Source organism: Streptomyces sp. NPDC003034 (genome assembly GCF_053591375.1).
The window spans coordinates 13,219-28,335 of the sequence record NZ_JBSFTS010000009.1 but is presented as its reverse complement, the minus strand read 5'-3'; the positions used below and the strand labels follow the sequence as shown (position 1 = coordinate 28,335).

Sequence of the window (15,117 nt, the reverse complement as noted above, 5' to 3'; positions counted from 1 at the left end):
CGCATGATTCGCCTCGGCGCGACTGCCCGGAACCGTGCAGCGCGCCCCACCTCGGAGCTGACTCAGACCCGGCGGGCCTTGACCCCGTCGAGCAGAGCGGCCCACGCGTGGGCGGCGACCCGGAGCACCCGACCGCCGGGGTCGCCGCTCTCGGCGACGAGGACGTGGCCGGCGCGGCCGTCGCCGGGTGCGGTGGCGATGTAGACGCAGGAGTTGCCCTCCGCGCAGTAGGACGACCTCTGCCAGTCGTAGGGGGTCATGTGAGGCTGCCTTTCACCGGTTCCGGACGATGGAGCTGATGAGGTCGCGGGTCTGGGCCGGGTTGAGGGCCACCGCAGGCCACCGCCTGGAAGTACCCCGCTCGACGGAGCGACCTGGTCACCGGGCACCCCACGCGCACGGTTCAACTCTCCTCCTCGATCGGACACTTCCGTGGACGCAACCGTAACTCCGTCCTGGGCCTACACCCTCCAACTCCCGCACGATCCCCGCGCAGCGGGAATCGCCCGCTCCACCCTGCGGGCAGTGCTCCGTAGCCACGCCATGACCGGGCCCGCGGACACCGCCGAGCTCCTCGCGAGCGAGCTCGTCTCCAACGCCTACCGGCACGCGTACGGGCCCTGCGCCCTCCGCGTGCGCGCGGTGGACGCCGACCGCGTCCGTGTCGGCGTCTGGGACACCAACCCGCATATCCCAGCTCCCTTCGGCGGCGAGCCCGCACCGTGCGTGTCCGACGTGGAGGGCGGGCGCGGGCTGGCCCTCGTACGGCTGTGCGCGGACCGGTACGGCTCGTACCGCCTCGACGGGGCGCAGGCGGGCAAGCTGCTCTGGGTCGAGTGCGGGTCGCGCGGGTGAATCGGGACGGCAAAGGAAAGAGGGGCGACGGGCCAGCGGCCCGTCGCCCCTCTCCGGCTGAAGTCCCGCCAGCGTCTCAGCCCTTGCTCACCGCCAGCAGGATCTCCGGCAGCTTGCGCGCCACCGTCGGGGCCGCCAGGCGCAGGCCCGCCCAGGTGGCCAGCGCGCCCCAGGCCACGCCCAGCGGCAGCAGGGTCCACGAGGCGCTGTGGTGATCCGCCACGGTGAACCAGATCGTCAGGCCGATCACCGGGGCGCAGATCAGCGCCGATGCCAGCAGGCCGCCGAAGATGCCGATCCAGGCCAGTCCGGCCTGCCCCGGGGCGACGTTCTTGAAGGCGCCGTCCGTCGGGATGGAGTACGGGAAGCGGGCCGAGGCCAGCGCGCCCGTGCAGAGCATCGAGCCCAGCAGGGCCAGGCCCAGGCCCAGTGCGGCCGGGAAGGCGGCCCAGTCGCCGACCAGCGCCGCGGTGACGACGGTGACGAGGACCGTGTACGGCACGGTGACCAGGCCCAGCGCCCAGGCGCGGGCGCGCAGCTCGACGTACGCGTCGCGCGGGGTCGAGATGGTCTGGGCGACCATCCAGAAGGCCGAGGTGTCCTGGCCGAACTGGTTGTACATCTGGATGCCGAGCATGCCCGCGCCGAAGCAGGCCAGGTAGACGGATCCGGTGCCCTGGAGGGCGTTGAAGACCGGGACGATCATGCCGATCGCCAGCGCGGTCACCCACGCCGACTTCGTCTTCGGGTCGCGCACCGCGTACCGCAGGGTGCGCTGTACGGCCGCGCCGGTCCGGCCGCCCGGCAGCAGGGACCACAAGCCGTCGCCCGCGCCCGGCTCCTTGGCGGAACCGGAGGAGGCCGCGATCGTCGAGCCGTCCGGCGTCACCATCAGCTTGGTCAGGCTCCGCTCCCAGAACCACAGGAGGAGTGTCACCGCCCCGATGGTGACGGCCAGTTGAGCTGCCGCCACCCCGTACGCGCCCTCGCTCGCCGAGTCCACCATGCCGACGGCCGTCGCGGGCGGCAGCCACCGCACCACCGCCTCGGCGGGCTCCAGCTGGGCGAGGCCGCCCGTCTGGAAGAGGCGCTGACTGGCGAAGTTGGCCACCTGCGCGCCCACCGCGATCAGCAGCCCGCTCAGCAGCGCCAGGTCGCGCCCCTTGCGGCTGGTCAGCAGGCGCACATTGGCGGTGGCCACCGCCCGCGCCAGGACCACGCAGCCGAGCAGCAGCAGCGGCACGGCCAGGACGGCGGCGGCGATTCCGGCGCCACCGCGCGCGACCGCCATCACCGAGCCGACGGCCAGGCACAGGGTGAACAGCGGGCCGATACCGACCAGGGAGGAGGCGAGCAGCGCCCGCACGAGAGGACGGGGGCGCAGCGGCAGCATGACCAGCCGGCTCGGGTCGAGCGTCTCATCGCCGGTGGGGAAGAACAGCGGCATGACGGTCCAGCCGAGCGCCAGGATCGCGGCCAGGAGGACGACGACCGTACCGGCGTGGGCGTTCCCGCGCAGCAGCGCCAGGCCGAGCGTGATGAAGAAGCCGGTCACCAGCGCGAAGGCGAGGCTCGTGAAGTAGGCCGCCTTGCGCTTGGAGGAGCCCCTGAGGCCGTTGCGCAGCAGCGCCAGCTTCAGGCGGACGAGGACCCCGGTCAGGGAGACCGGGCCCAAGGAGGCCGGAGTCAGGGAGAGCGGGGTCTGGGAAGGCGGGTTCTGGGAGACCGGAGCAGCGGACGTGTTCATCGCGCCGCCGTCCCGCCGCCGAGCCAGTCCAGCGAGTCCCCGGCCGCGTCGCGGCCCAGCGCGCCGACCAGTTCGAGGAAGGCCGCCTGGAGGGTGGGCGAGGCGCCCCGTACGTCGGCCAGCGGGCCCGCGGCCCGGATGCTTCCGGCGGCCATCACGGCGACCCAGTCGCACAGCGACTCGACGAGCTCCATCACGTGGGAGGAGAAGACGACCGTGGCGCCGGACGCGGTGTAACGTTCCAGCACCCCGCGGATGGTCTGCGCGGAGACCGGGTCCACACCCTCGAACGGCTCGTCCAGGAACAGCACTTCCGGGTTGTGCAGCAGGGCGGCCGCCAGGCCGATCTTCTTGCGCATGCCCGTCGAGTAGTCCACGACCAGTTTGTGCTGCGAGCCCGCGAGGTCGAGGACCTCCAGCAGCTGCGTCGCCCGCTTGTCGGTCTCCTCGCCCGGCAGCCCGCGCAAGCGGCCCATGTAGCCGAGCAGTTCGCGCCCCGACAGCCGCTCGAAGAGCCGCATGCCCTCCGGCAGCACACCGATCCGGGACTTCACCTCGACCGGATCCGCCCACACGTCGTGGCCCGCGACGAGGACCCGCCCCATGTCCGGCCGCAGCAGACCGGTGATCATCGACAGGGTCGTCGTCTTGCCCGCGCCGTTCGGCCCGACCAGGCCGATGAACTTTCCGGCGGGCAGCTCCAGATCGATCCCGGATACGGCCACCTGGTCGCCGAAGCGCTTCCACAGGCCTTCCACCCGCACGGCGGGCGGCGCGGATCGCGCGCCACCCGTTCCGTACGTCCCCGCCGTCGCATCAGCCTGGTCTGGCATGCGTGTGCCTCTCGTTCCGTCCCCGTTGGTCCTTCTCTTCTCACCCTAGGAGGAGCGGGAAAGGCGTGAGCATTACTTATGTCATAAGTTTCCGGCCCGAAAGCGCATGTCCCTGCGGCCGGTCAGCGGTTGAGGCATGCCTGTTATGGCTCGGCGGCCGCTTGCCGGCCGGGGCGGCCCGTTACCGGCTCCGGCGGGCCCGCTCCGCCGCCGCCTCCCGGCCGCACGCGTACGCCAGCGCGTCGATCAGCTCCTCCGTGTCCGGCAGCCAGCGGTTGGCCGGCGTGGGCCGCCGCGCCCACTGGACCGCGCCCCGGCCGCCGTAGCGGGTGGGCGGGGCGGCCACGTACTCGCCTTCGCCGCGCGCCGACAGGTCCATCGCCGCCAGCGACCAGCCGAGCTTGCGGACCAGGTCCGCCACCTTCGCCCCGGCGCCCGGCAGGACGAAGAACAGCATTCGGTGGTCGGGGGTGAGGGTGACCGGACCCAGGCTGCGCTGCATCCGCTCCAGCCGCGCCAGCGCCAGGAAGCCGGCCGAGTCGGGGACGTCCAGGGCGTCGAAGGTACGGCCCGTCGGCATCAGGATCGAGGCCTCCGGCCGCTTGGCCCAGATCCGGCGGACCTGCACCGCGCTGCCGGTGGCCTGCGCGGCCCAGTCCTCGACGGCCGGATGCGCACCCGGCGCGGCGCAGTCCTGCGCCCCGCAGGAGCAGAACTCCCGCCCGTTGGCCACCTCCAGCCAGGTGCCGGCGAAGACGTCCCAGTGCCGTTCTTCCGCGTACCGCACGGCATGGTCCAGCAGCTGCTCGCCGCGCTGCTTGGGGATGGGTGCGGTCTCCGTGACTCCGATGGTCTCTTCCACGCACATCACAACTCCCGGCGTCACCCGGGGTTACGGGCGTAAACCGGCCGGTGGGCGGAGCATCGATCCTGCACACGGGGCGCACCGGTGCATTGACGGGGGCGCGTAGGAGGCCGGGGCGCGGTCGTTGGGTAGCGACAACACGCAGACGGGAAGATTCTCCGCACTTCAGCCGGGAAGTGATCATTCCATCGATCACCCGCGGTCTCAGGGGGTTTTCATGGCAGCCAGGCCTCTCGTCGCCCGCCAGCCGAACGAACGGCTGCAGGCGCTCATCCAGGAAGCCGGGTGCTCCAACGCCGGGCTCGCCCGGCGGGTCAACATGTGCGGGGCCGAACACGGCCTCGATCTCCGCTACGACAAGACCTCCGTGGCCCGCTGGCTGCGCGGCCAGCAGCCACGCGGCCGGGCACCCGGCATCATCGCCGAGGCGCTCGGGCGCAAACTCGGCCGGACCGTCACCATCGACGAGATCGGCATGGCCAACGGCAAGAACCTCGCCTCCGGCGTCGGCCTGCAGTTCTCCCCGACCGTCATCGGCGCGATCGAGCAGGTCTGCGAGCTGTGGCGCAGCGATGTCGGGCGCCGCGACTTCCTGGCGGGATCGAGCGTGGCCGCCTCCGCGCTGGTCGAGCCGAGCCGCGACTGGCTGATCACCGCGGCCGATCCCCAGGTGGCCCGCAGCGGCGGCTCGCGGGTCGGCATGTCCGACGTGGAGGCCGTACGGGCGACCACCCAGGCCCTCACCGACCTCGACCACCGCTTCGGCAGCGGGCACGTCCGGCCCGTGGTCGTGCACTACCTCAACTCCGTCGTGTCCGGCCTGATCGGCGGCTCGTACGCGGAGCCGGTGGGGCGGGCGCTGTTCGGGGCGGTGGCCCGGCTGACCGAGCTCGCGGGCTACATGGCGGTGGACACCGGCCAGCCGGGGCTGGCGCAGCGCTACTACATCCAGGCGCTGCGCCTGGCCCAGGCGGCCGGGGACCGCGCGTACGGGGGCTACGTACTCGCGGCGTCCATGAGCCACCTCGCCGCCGAACTGGGCAATCCGCGGGAGATCGCGCAGCTGGCGCGGGCCGCCCAGGAGGGCACGAGGGGGCAGGTCACCCCGCGCGTGGAGGCCATGTTCTACGCGGCCGAGGCGCGCGGGCACGCGCTGATGGGCGATAGCCGGGCCACGGCGGCGCTGTCCTCGCGGGCGGTGACCGCGCTGGAACGGGCGGAGCCGGGGGCGGGCGACGACCCGGTGTGGATCCGCCACTTCGACCAGGCCTACCTGGCGGACGAACTGGCCCACTGCCATCGCGATCTGGGCCAGGCGGAGGCGGCGGGCCGGCGGGCCGAGGAGGCGCTCCGGGGCCTCCCCGCGACGAAGGTCCGCCGCCGGGCCATCGGGCTGCTGCTGCTGGCCTCGGCGCAGGTGCAGCAACGGGAGGTGGAACAGGCCTGCCAGACGGCCGCGAAGGCGGCGGACCTGCTGGCCGAGCTCCGCTCGAACCGGGGCGCGGAGTACCTGGACGACTTCCGGCTGCGGCTGGAGCCGTACCGGGAGGAGGCGGCGGTACGGGAATTCGGGGCGCGGCTGGAGGCGAGGGCCGCCTAGCGGCGGGCCGGGCGGATCCGGCTCGGCCGGGCGGGGCGGGTGCGGCGCCGTTGCCGGGGGCGCTGCCGCCGGGCCCCCGCGCCTCGAACTCTCCGAGCTACCGCTGGGAGGTGCCCCTGGCCGGGCCGCTGCCGCCGGGCCCCCGCGCCTCGAACTCTCCGAGCTACCGCTGGGAGGTGCGCCTTGGCGGGGCTGGGGATCGGGGCTTTGGCTCCGGGTCGTCGTGCCTCACGGGCCGGCGGGGGTTTAATGCGCCGGGGGAGCCGGGTGGCCTGACGGTGGCGGTGGGTGACCAGGTAGCGTGAGCCGCCGGTTCCGTAGGTGCGGAGAGTCGGCGAAGGAGACCCGGTGACGGAGAGCGGACAAGGGGGCGTCCCCCAGCCGGGAGCCCCGTGGGGTCCGGACCCGGCGTCCGGTTACCCGCAGGAGACCGAACGGCAGCAGCCCGGCCAGGAGCCGCAGCCCGCGTACGGCTACCCGCAACACGCCCCGCCCGCCCAGCCGGTGGCGGGGCACGTGGTGGGGCCGGGGTACGAGGGACCGGGCGATCCGCACGGCTACGGCTACCCGCCGCTGCCCGACGCGGTCACCCAGTACATCCCGCCGGTGCCGCCGGTGCCGCCTGGGCCGGCCGGTCAGGATCCGGGTCAGGGGCACGACGAGGCCGCGACGCAGTACATCCCGCCGGTGCCACCTGGGCCGGCGGGTCAGGGTCCGGGGCAGGGTCCGGGGCATGACGAGGCGGCGACGCAGTACCTCCCGCCCATCCCGGCCGGTCCGGCCGGTCAGGGGCGCGACGAGGCCGCCACCCAGTACATGCCGCCGGTGCCGCCTGGGCCGGCCGGTCAGGGGCCGGGTCAGGGGCATGACGAGGCGGCGACGCAGTACATCCCGCCCGTCCCGCCCGCCGAGTTCGACGGGCTCTTCCGCGGTGAGCACGACAGCGCCGGGCACACCCAGCAACTGCCGCCGATCCAGGAGCCGGTGCCGCCCCGGCCGCCGCAGCCGCGGCCCTACCCGCCGCGCGCGCAGGGCTCCGTACCGCCGCGCGCCCAGGGCCCCGTACCGCCGCCGCCCCCGCAGCATCCGCAGTACGCGCCGCCGCCCCCGCCGCCGCAGGCTTCGCGGAAGGTGTCGCCCGCGATCATCGCCGCGGTCGTCATCGGCCTCGCCGTCGTCGGGCTCGGCGTCGGCGCGCTGCTCGGCGACGGCAAGCCGCAGAACAACGACCCGGGCGCGGTGCCCTCCCCACCCACCGCGAGCGGCGGTTCCCCGGCGCCCGCCGGGGAGGCTCCCGTCGACCCGGCCCGCCCCCAGGCCGTCCAGCTCGACAAGCTCCTCGCGGACAGCAGCGACAGCCGGGACGCGGTGATCAAGGCCGTCGAGGACATCAAGGTCTGCAAGAACCTCGACCAGGCGGCCGTGGACCTGCGCGCCGCGGCCCGTCAGCGCGAGGAGCTCGTGACCCGCCTCCAGGAGCTGAAGCTGGACAAGCTCCCGGACCACGTGAAGTTGTCGGCGGCCCTCACCAAGGCCTGGAAGTCCTCCGCGGCGGCCGACAACAGTTACGCGGCGTGGGCGCAGGACGTGGCCGGCGGCAAGGACGACAAGGGCGATAAGGACGACAAGGGCGACAGGGACGAGAAGGGCTGCAAGGACGGCCGGGCGAAGCCCACCGAGAACGCCGTCGCCGGCAACAAGGCGAGCGGCGAGGCGACGAAGGCCAAGGAGTCGGCCGCGACCATGTGGAACACGATCGCGGCCAAGTACGGCCTCACCAAGCGGGACAAGTCCCAGCTGTAGCACCCACCGGTCGCCCGGAAGGCCCGCGCCCGGAAGGCCCGCGCCCGGAAAGCCCCCCGCTCGGAAGGCCCCCGCCCGGGAGGGGGCGCGGAGGGGGATCAGGCCGTGCGCGGGGCCTGTTCCAGCGTCTGCGTCATGTCCATCGACTGCTCCCCCTGCTGGGCCACCAGGCGGCCGGACTGGACGATCTGGAAGGTGACCCGGCCGTTGACCATGCGGGGGAAACCGGCGACGGCGCGCATGTCCTGGTAGCGCCAGCTCAGCTCGGGAGTGAGCCCTCCGGTCTTGACGGCGTCCGAGTTGTTCAGCTGCCGGGCGATCTTGCGGCCGGTGATCTCCTCGTCCTCCGCCAAGCGGTTCACGATCTCGCTGAGCACGGTGTAGGCGATCCAGGTGGTCTGCGTGCCGCTGTCGTCCGGGTCGACGCTGGCGTCGCCGAAGGCGTGCTGGGAGATCACCTTCCGCATCGGCTCCCAGAGCGGATCGCCGGACACCGGATACCAGCTGGTGAGTAACGCGCCCTCGAAGGGGCTCTCCTTGCCGCCGGTGCGGTCCACCAGCGACTGGCTGACACTGCCCAGGACCGAGGCGATCTGCGGCTTCTTGCGCTGCCCGTCGGCCCGGCGGAAGGCGTCGAAGAAGGTCTCGGTGCGCTCACCGAGCACGGCGGTCACGCAGCTCCGTTCCTTGCCGGAGGAGGTGTTGGCCAGTGCGTCCCGGGCCTGCGGCGCGAAGTCCGCCGAGTCCTCGGCGGCCCGGATGTCGGAGGCTTCCGTCATCTTGTTGGCCCGCAGTCCGGAGTTGAGCATGACCGGCAGCGAGTCGCCCGCGAAGGTGTCGGGCCGCACCAGGGCCACCCGGTCGCATACTCGGCCGAGCTGGTAGCCGGCGCCCGAGAGGAGGACGGGCTGGCCGCCGTTGACGGGGTAGGAGAAGGTGGACTGGAACTCCTCGGAGGAGACTCCGTACCCGCCGATGAAGGGGATTCCGGCGACTTCGAGCGGGGCCATGAAGGCGCGTCCGTGCTGGCTGTAGGAGCCGACGACGGCGACGGCCCCCTCGGCCACGGCCGTGCGGGCGCAGTCGGCGGCCCCGGTGGGCGTGTTCTTCTCGTTGCAGGTCAGTACGCGCAGTTTGCGGCCGTTGATGCCGCCCTTGGCGTTGACCCAGCGTTCGTAAGCTTTCGCCATGCCGGGCATTCCGGGCATGTTGGTCGCCTTGGTGCCCTCGGGCGCGAAGGTCATGACGGTGATGGTGTCCCCGGAGCCCTTCGGCCCCTCCCCGGGGAACACCCCGCACCCGGCCACCAGGCACACGCCGATCGCCGTGGCCAGGAAGGTGCGGGAGCGGGATGCTGCGCGTCGCCAATCGGTCATGTCCATGCACCATTCCGCTCCACGGGGAACTGAGGAGTGAGGTGTACACAACATGCGGTGACGTCCAGGTGAATTACCGGGGGTGCGCGAGTGAGTGCCGCCGCCCTATGCCGCAGACAGGTGCCTGAAGATCACGGTGAGCGGGAACGTACGATCGAAAGCGTGACATTCGTCGAAGGTTCGAAGAACTCTTCCCGCCGCGGCGGCCGCTCCTCCACCATGGGCGGCATGCCCCTCAACGACATGCCGTGGTGGCGCTGGCGCAGCAATGTGCGCTCGGCGCTGCACATGCTCTCCGATCCGGCCTTCCACGAGGACACGTGGCTGGCGGGGGCGGAGGGGTACGGGGACGTCACCGACGCCGTGTACCGGCTCGTCGAGGACACCTGGCTCGACAGCTGGTCGGCGGAGAAGTACGTCGGCACGATCTTCCGCGACTCCCAGGAAGCCGCCCTCGTCGACCTCGCCGTCCTGCGGGTGCTCCGGATCATGCACCAGGTGGGGCCCGACGCCCCCGTCTCCGCCTACCTGGAACACCACGCCTGGCCCGAGGCCGTACGGGCCGCCCGCGAGGCCCACGTACGGCTCGCCACGGCCGACGGCGAGGACCCGGACGTCCGGCCGCGGTCGCTGGAAGTGTTGAGGCTGCTCACCCGTACGGTGTGAAAGGCTGTGCAGTCATGAGCGACCACCCCCAGCGACAGATCCAGCCGCAGGCTGACCCCCAGCAGTACGTCCTGACGATGTCCTGCCCCGACAAGCGGGGCATCGTGCACGCCGTGTCCAGCTATCTCTTCATGACCGGCTGCAACATCGTGGACAGCCAGCAGTTCGGAGACCGCGAGACCGGGCTCTTCTTCATGCGGGTGCACTTCGAGGCCGAGCCGACGGTGACCGTCGACAAGCTGCGCGCGAGCTTCGCCGCGATCGGCGACTCCTTCGCCATGGACTGGCAGATCCACCGCTCGGACGAGCGCATGCGGATCGTGCTGATGGTGTCGAAGTTCGGCCACTGCCTGAACGACCTGCTGTTCCGCTCCCGGATCGGGGCCCTGCCGGTCGAGATCGCGGCCGTGGTCTCCAACCACACCGACTTCGCGGAGCTGGTGGCCTCGTACGACCTCCCCTTCGTGCACATCCCGGTGACGAAGGACACGAAGGCGGCGGCGGAGGCGGAGCTGCTGGAGTTCGTACGGTCCGAGAACGTCGAGCTGGTGGTGCTGGCCCGGTACATGCAGGTGCTGTCGGACAACCTGTGCAAGGAGCTCAGCGGGCGGATCATCAACATCCACCACTCCTTCCTGCCCAGCTTCAAGGGCGCGAAGCCGTACCACCAGGCGCATGCGCGCGGTGTGAAGCTGATCGGCGCGACCGCGCACTACGTGACGGCGGACCTCGACGAAGGGCCGATCATCGAGCAGGAGGTCGAGCGGGTCGGTCACGAGGTGACGCCGGAGCAGCTGGTGGCGATCGGGCGGGACGTGGAGTGCCAGGCGCTGGCGCGGGCCGTGAAGTGGCACAGCGAACACCGCGTCCTCCTGAACGGCACCCGCACGGTGGTCTTCGCGTAGCCCTCCCCGCGGGCCGCAGGGGCTCGGCCCCGGCCCCCGGCCGCCCTTGCGGCCCGGCTGTCGGGGGCCCTGGCCCTGGCCCCGGACCCTGCGGCCCCACGCCCCCGCGCCGGCGGGGCCGGGGGTGCGCCCTGGCCCCGGGGTCCGGGCGGTCCGCGTGCGCCCGTTCGCCGGTGGGGCGGGTGTCAGCCCGGCCGGCGATCGAGGGCGGCCGTGGGGGGCGGGGCGCAGGCCCCGCCCGTGTCGGCCGCGCAGGTGCGGGGACCAGCCTGTTGTCGGCCGGGCGCGCCGCGGGCGTTACGCGTCCGGGGCCTCCACGCCGCAGTAGGAGGCGAACGCCGTCAGGATCTCGTCCTCCGAGATGCGGCCGTCGCCGTCGGCGTCCAGGGCCGCCGCCACCCGGTCGGCCAGGTCGGCGGGGGTGCCCAGCACGCCCAGGACCCGCGCGGTGGCCGCAGGCGTCGCGCCGCCGCCGCCCTCATCGTCCGCCACCGCGATCACCGCTCGCAGGAACGGCCGGGCGATCTCCGCGAACCGCTCCGGGCTGTCCCGCAGCCGCTTCGCCGCGCCGGTGATGAACTCCTCGCGGGAGACCCGCTGGTCCCCGTCGACGTCCGCGATCCCGGCCATTCCCTGCCAGAACGCCTCGGCGCCCGCGAACACGGCCTGGCCCTTGTCCGACCGTGCGGTGGTACCGAATTCGGCCAGGACGGCCTTCGCGGCCGCGCTGAAGTCCTCCCGGTCGATATAGCCGGACCCGTCCTGGTCGAAGGTGGCGAATCGGGCAGCGATCTTGCGCTCGTATTCTGCGCTTTCCATATTCGGTGTTCCGCCTTCACGTGTGCGGTGAGGTACAGATCAAGACAGGCAGGAGCGTACGGCCTTCGTGGCCTGTGCGTTAAGCGAAGTGGTCAAGCAGGTGGCCGCATCGAACCAGCGCACGGGGAGCGCGGTGGGGCGCGTACGCGTGTGCGCATGTGCCGGAGCGCCCGTGCGCGCACGCGTCCATGTGCGGTGGCCCGCACAGCCGTTCACGGGCGGTCACGCCCCTATCACGCAGGGCGCGTTTCCTGGACGAGCTTCTCCCAAAACGGGCGCCGTCCGCCCTTCGCCGACTACATTCGATGCGTCGACACACGGCTGGGGGCAGTATGCCGAAGGACGTACCACCGCGCTGGGACCGCCGCATGCAGCAGCGCCTCGCCCGCGGCGAGGCCGCCGCGCTCGGGGAGTTGTACGACCGCTTCGCCTCGCTCGTGCACAGCCTGGCGCACCGGGTGCTGGGCGACGAGAAGGCGGCCGACCGGATCACCCGCGAGGTGTTCGGGTACATCTGGGAGAATCCGGACGCCTACGACCCCAAACAGGGCTCCATGCGCTCGTGGGTGGCCCGCATCACCCAGGGTCAGGCGGTGGCGCGGCTGCGCCAGGCCGAACTGGGCCGCGGCTCGCGCGAGGAGCTGGAGCAGAAGGTGCGCAGCGCCAACGCCGCCGCCCGCGCGGACTTCATCGTCACGTCGATGCCCGCGCCGCTGCGCGCCGCGCTGGAACTCGCGTACTTCAAGCGGCGCGACTACCGCCAGGCGGCCGCGGACCTCCGGATCAGCGAGGACGAGGCGCGGCGCCGGCTGCGCCTCGGCCTCCAGCTGCTGTCGACCGCCAACGCCCTCCCGCAGGAGGACGCCGCCCAGCCCGGATACGGCCCGCCCGGATATGGAATGCCCCGATGAACGGCCCCGCCGAGTCGCATGACGACGGATACGAGCGGCCCGGCGGTCCGCCGCGGATACCGGGTCCGCGCGGGGCGGCCGACGACTTCGACCCGCGGTACGCGCCCGCGCCGTTCCTGGCGGCGCTGCCGTCGTCGCCTCCGCAGCCGCCTCCCCAGCCGCCGCCCTCGCACGCCGTACTGAAGTCCCTGCTCGGCGCGTGGGCGCTCGCCGCCTGCTCCGCCGAGGAGACGCAGGCGGTGGAGGACCACCTCACGGAGTGCGCGCCCTGCGCGGAGGAGGCGCTGCGCCTGCGCGACGCGGTGGGGCTGCTGCACCCGGAGGAGAGCCTGGACCTCAAGCCGCTGCTGCGCTCGCGCGTGCTGGAGGACTGCCTGGGCAAGCGGCCGGCCCGCATCCCGGTGCCGGTGTGGGCCAATCCGTACGACACCGAGACCGCGCGGCTCGACGCGCTGCTCCAGGACTTCGGGGACGCGGAATGGCACACCCCCGTGCGGCTGAAGTGGTTCGAGCAGGAGCGGCGCCAGTCGCACCGGACCACGGTGGCCGGGGTGATCGGGCACCTGCTGACGGTGGACGGGCTGGTCGCCACCGCGCTGGGGCTGGACGACCCGCTGGGTCAAAGCGCCCCGACGGGCGGTCCGGCCGCGCGGACGGAGCACTTCTGGAAGGCGTCGGCGTACCCGGTCACGCGGCACGTCCGCGAGCCGTGGCGGGAGCAGGGCCACACGTTGGTGCGTACGGTGTCCTTCGCGGGCCGCGGAGTGGCCGAACTGGCGGTGGACTACGGGAGCTTCGAGCTGCCGCTCGGGGACGCGTTCGTGGAGCGGGCCTTCGAGTGCTGGGTGCACGCGTGGGACATCGCGGACGCGGTGGACTACCCGTACGAGCCCCCGTCCGGACCGCACTTGCACGGCATGATCGACCTGGCGGCGCGGCTCCTGCCGGGCGCCCTCGCCCAGCGGCGCCGCTCGGGTCTGGCGGCTCCGGCGCGCGGCCTGGTCGCGGCGGGAGCTCCCGGGCGGACCCTGCACCTGGAGATCGAGGGCGCGGGCGGTGGCGGCTGGGACATCGCCCTGGACTCCCCGGCGGCGAAGCCGTCGCCGGAGCACCGGGTGGCGGAGATCGCGCTGGACGGCGCGGAGTTCTGCCAGCTGGCCGCCGGGCGCATCTCCCCGGAGGAGGCGGCGATCGGCCAGCACGGCGACCGCGAGGCCATCCGCGACGTCCTCTTCGCGGCAGCCTCCCTCAGCCGCCTGTAGGACCCCCGACGCGCGGCCGGAGCGGTCGGGGTGTTCGGCGCGGGGGCGACCGGGAAGGGGCGGAGGGCGGCCAGCGGTGTCCGGGGTCTGCCTTGCGGTGGGGCAGGGAGGGGGGACGCTCGACCTCGGCGGCCTGAGAATGGCTTAGCGCGTTACCCTCTCAACAGATCGCGCTGGATCTGGTGAGCGATGGATCGGCGTACCGAGGCTGATGTGGTGGTGGTGACCTTCGGCGGAAGGTCGAGGCCGCGGCTGATCTCGTCGTAGGCGGCCTGGTAACCGTCGGGCAACTCGGTGAAGCGCTTCCTCCCCCTTGAGGGAAAATCAGCTGCAGGTGTTGAGGGCGACCGGCATGACCAGAGTGGTGAAACTGCCCTGGTCCGCGGAACGCACCACGACAGGACGGTCGGCGGCGGAGATCTCCAGCAAGACGTCGGGCCCGACGCTGGCCTCCAGAGCGGCAACCAGGACGGCAGGGTCGAAGCCGATCCGCTGGGGCAGGTCTTCATGGCAGACCGCCGGCCGGGTGGCGGCGTTGGAGTGATCGGGAAGCGAGATGGTCATCTCGTCGCCGGCGAAGCTCAGAGCGATGCGGGGAGTGTCGCCGTGGCTGTTGACCGCGTCGCGAAGGGCCAGGCGATCCACGATCACGCGGTATTCGGGCGGGGCCAGAGCCGAGAGCATCTCGCGGTAGTCAGGAAACGGGTCATCGACGGTCGCCAGGCCCCGGGACTCTGACGTACCGCGTGCTCGGGTCCCGTCCGGTCCGACCTGGATGGTGACCTGGTGGACTCGCGCCGCCCATTGCCCGAACTCGATCAGGCCTGCCGTGTGCACCAGCAGACGGCAGGGCCCTCCATCGAGCGCCGCCGGCCTCAGGACACGCATCGACAGGCGATAGCGATCGGTAGCCACCAGACGAACCTCGCCGTCATCGATCTCGATGAGGACGCAGCCAAGCGCAGGATGTTCCACGTCGGAGGCTGCGGCCGGCACCACCTGGCGGACAGCACTGGCCAACTCCACGCCGCCGATACGCGCTTCCGTCATGCCAGCAGACGCGAGGGAACGCAGAGCCACTGCGATGGCGGCCTTGGCGGTCTGAGCCTGGTCCCGCATCCTCTCCAAGTGCCGCTCCAGCACCTCTCGGCCCTCGCGCTCGGGCCCGTCGAGCACCACGGCAACCTCGGCCAGCGGCAGTCCCCCATCTCGCAGACCGCGCAAGAGAGCGGCACGGGCCTCCTGCGCAGGGCTGTAGAAGCGGTATCCAGTCGCGCCGTCAACCCACGCCGGCCGCAGAACACGGCAGTCGTCGTAGAAACGCAGTGCGCTCGGAGCGAGACCCACTCGCCGCGAGAAGGCGCTGATGCTCAGTAGTTCCGTGGTGCCGTCCATGGACCCGATTGTTGACCTTCATCCAACTTGAAGGTCAACTCGCACCCGCGAAGAGAGCCACCGGGCTGCGGCACCGAGGA

At 72.4% G+C, this 15,117-nt stretch carries 14 protein-coding genes; 7 read left to right on the top strand and 7 right to left on the bottom strand.

All coding sequences use genetic code 11. From position 1 onward, the window contains the following. Nucleotides 1–62: 62 nt before the first annotated feature. Complete coding sequence (locus ACWDX7_RS12295; protein ID WP_451490546.1) at nucleotides 63–260, bottom strand: DUF397 domain-containing protein; 198 nt, start codon at nucleotides 258–260, stop codon at nucleotides 63–65. 172 nt (nucleotides 261–432) lie between these two features. Here ACWDX7_RS12295 and ACWDX7_RS12290 point away from each other — a divergent pair, with 172 nt between their 5' ends. Further along, entirely contained in the window at nucleotides 433–855 is a 423-nt protein-coding gene (locus tag ACWDX7_RS12290; protein ID WP_451490547.1) for an ATP-binding protein, read from the top strand. A 76-nt stretch (nucleotides 856–931) separates the two neighbouring features. Here ACWDX7_RS12290 and ACWDX7_RS12285 read toward each other — a convergent pair whose 3' ends face one another. The 3 genes from ACWDX7_RS12285 to ACWDX7_RS12275 all read right to left on the bottom strand — a co-directional run bounded on the left by ACWDX7_RS12285 (nucleotide 932) and on the right by ACWDX7_RS12275 (nucleotide 4,297). Further along, entirely contained in the window at nucleotides 932–2,602 is a 1,671-nt protein-coding gene (locus ACWDX7_RS12285; protein WP_451490548.1) for a transporter, read from the bottom strand. Further along, nucleotides 2,599–3,435 (bottom strand): ABC transporter ATP-binding protein, encoded by an 837-nt coding sequence (locus ACWDX7_RS12280; RefSeq protein ID WP_451490549.1) that lies wholly within the window; start codon nucleotides 3,433–3,435, stop codon nucleotides 2,599–2,601. The genes ACWDX7_RS12285 and ACWDX7_RS12280 overlap by 4 nt, the downstream gene beginning before the upstream one ends. Nucleotides 3,436–3,616: 181 nt before the next feature. Next, on the bottom strand, nucleotides 3,617–4,297 hold the full coding sequence (locus ACWDX7_RS12275) for a bifunctional DNA primase/polymerase (protein ID WP_451490550.1): 681 nt from the start codon (nucleotides 4,295–4,297) through the stop codon (nucleotides 3,617–3,619). Between the two features lie 220 nt (nucleotides 4,298–4,517). Between ACWDX7_RS12275 and ACWDX7_RS12270 the strand changes: the two genes are divergently transcribed. After that, nucleotides 4,518–5,900 (top strand): transcriptional regulator, encoded by a 1,383-nt coding sequence (locus tag ACWDX7_RS12270; protein ID WP_451490551.1) that lies wholly within the window; start codon nucleotides 4,518–4,520, stop codon nucleotides 5,898–5,900. A 348-nt stretch (nucleotides 5,901–6,248) separates the two neighbouring features. Continuing rightward, nucleotides 6,249–7,703, top strand: coding sequence for a hypothetical protein (locus ACWDX7_RS12265; protein ID WP_451490552.1), 1,455 nt, complete (start codon nucleotides 6,249–6,251; stop codon nucleotides 7,701–7,703). 98 nt (nucleotides 7,704–7,801) lie between these two features. Here ACWDX7_RS12265 and ACWDX7_RS12260 read toward each other — a convergent pair whose 3' ends face one another. Continuing rightward, complete coding sequence (locus ACWDX7_RS12260; RefSeq protein WP_451490553.1) at nucleotides 7,802–9,079, bottom strand: ABC transporter substrate-binding protein; 1,278 nt, start codon at nucleotides 9,077–9,079, stop codon at nucleotides 7,802–7,804. Nucleotides 9,080–9,298: 219 nt separating this feature from the next. On the opposite strand from ACWDX7_RS12260, the gene ACWDX7_RS12255 reads away from it, so the two are divergent. Then, complete coding sequence (locus ACWDX7_RS12255) at nucleotides 9,299–9,745, top strand: SCO4402 family protein (RefSeq protein WP_355409597.1); 447 nt, start codon at nucleotides 9,299–9,301, stop codon at nucleotides 9,743–9,745. Between the two features lie 14 nt (nucleotides 9,746–9,759). Then, a complete protein-coding gene (gene purU / locus ACWDX7_RS12250; RefSeq protein ID WP_451490554.1) occupies nucleotides 9,760–10,650 on the top strand; it encodes a formyltetrahydrofolate deformylase in 891 nt (296 codons plus the stop codon). A gap of 297 nt (nucleotides 10,651–10,947) precedes the next feature. On the opposite strand, the gene ACWDX7_RS12245 is transcribed toward purU, so the two are convergent. Next, on the bottom strand, nucleotides 10,948–11,469 hold the full coding sequence (locus ACWDX7_RS12245; RefSeq protein WP_451490555.1) for an EF-hand domain-containing protein: 522 nt from the start codon (nucleotides 11,467–11,469) through the stop codon (nucleotides 10,948–10,950). A 332-nt stretch (nucleotides 11,470–11,801) separates the two neighbouring features. Between ACWDX7_RS12245 and ACWDX7_RS12240 the strand changes: the two genes are divergently transcribed. Continuing rightward, nucleotides 11,802–12,380: a sigma factor gene (locus ACWDX7_RS12240; protein ID WP_451490556.1), complete on the top strand. Its 579-nt coding sequence runs from the start codon at nucleotides 11,802–11,804 to the stop codon at nucleotides 12,378–12,380. Further along, the gene (locus ACWDX7_RS12235) at nucleotides 12,377–13,642 is read left to right on the top strand and encodes a maleylpyruvate isomerase N-terminal domain-containing protein (RefSeq protein WP_451490557.1); all 1,266 of its coding nucleotides are present in this window, start codon (nucleotides 12,377–12,379) and stop codon (nucleotides 13,640–13,642) included. Before ACWDX7_RS12240 ends, ACWDX7_RS12235 begins: the two co-directional genes overlap by 4 nt. A 324-nt stretch (nucleotides 13,643–13,966) precedes the next feature. Here the strand turns inward: ACWDX7_RS12235 and ACWDX7_RS12230 are convergent, their stop codons facing one another. Beyond that, nucleotides 13,967–15,037: a DNA polymerase III subunit beta family protein gene (locus ACWDX7_RS12230; protein WP_451490558.1), complete on the bottom strand. Its 1,071-nt coding sequence runs from the start codon at nucleotides 15,035–15,037 to the stop codon at nucleotides 13,967–13,969. Nucleotides 15,038–15,117: the final 80 nt, after the last annotated feature.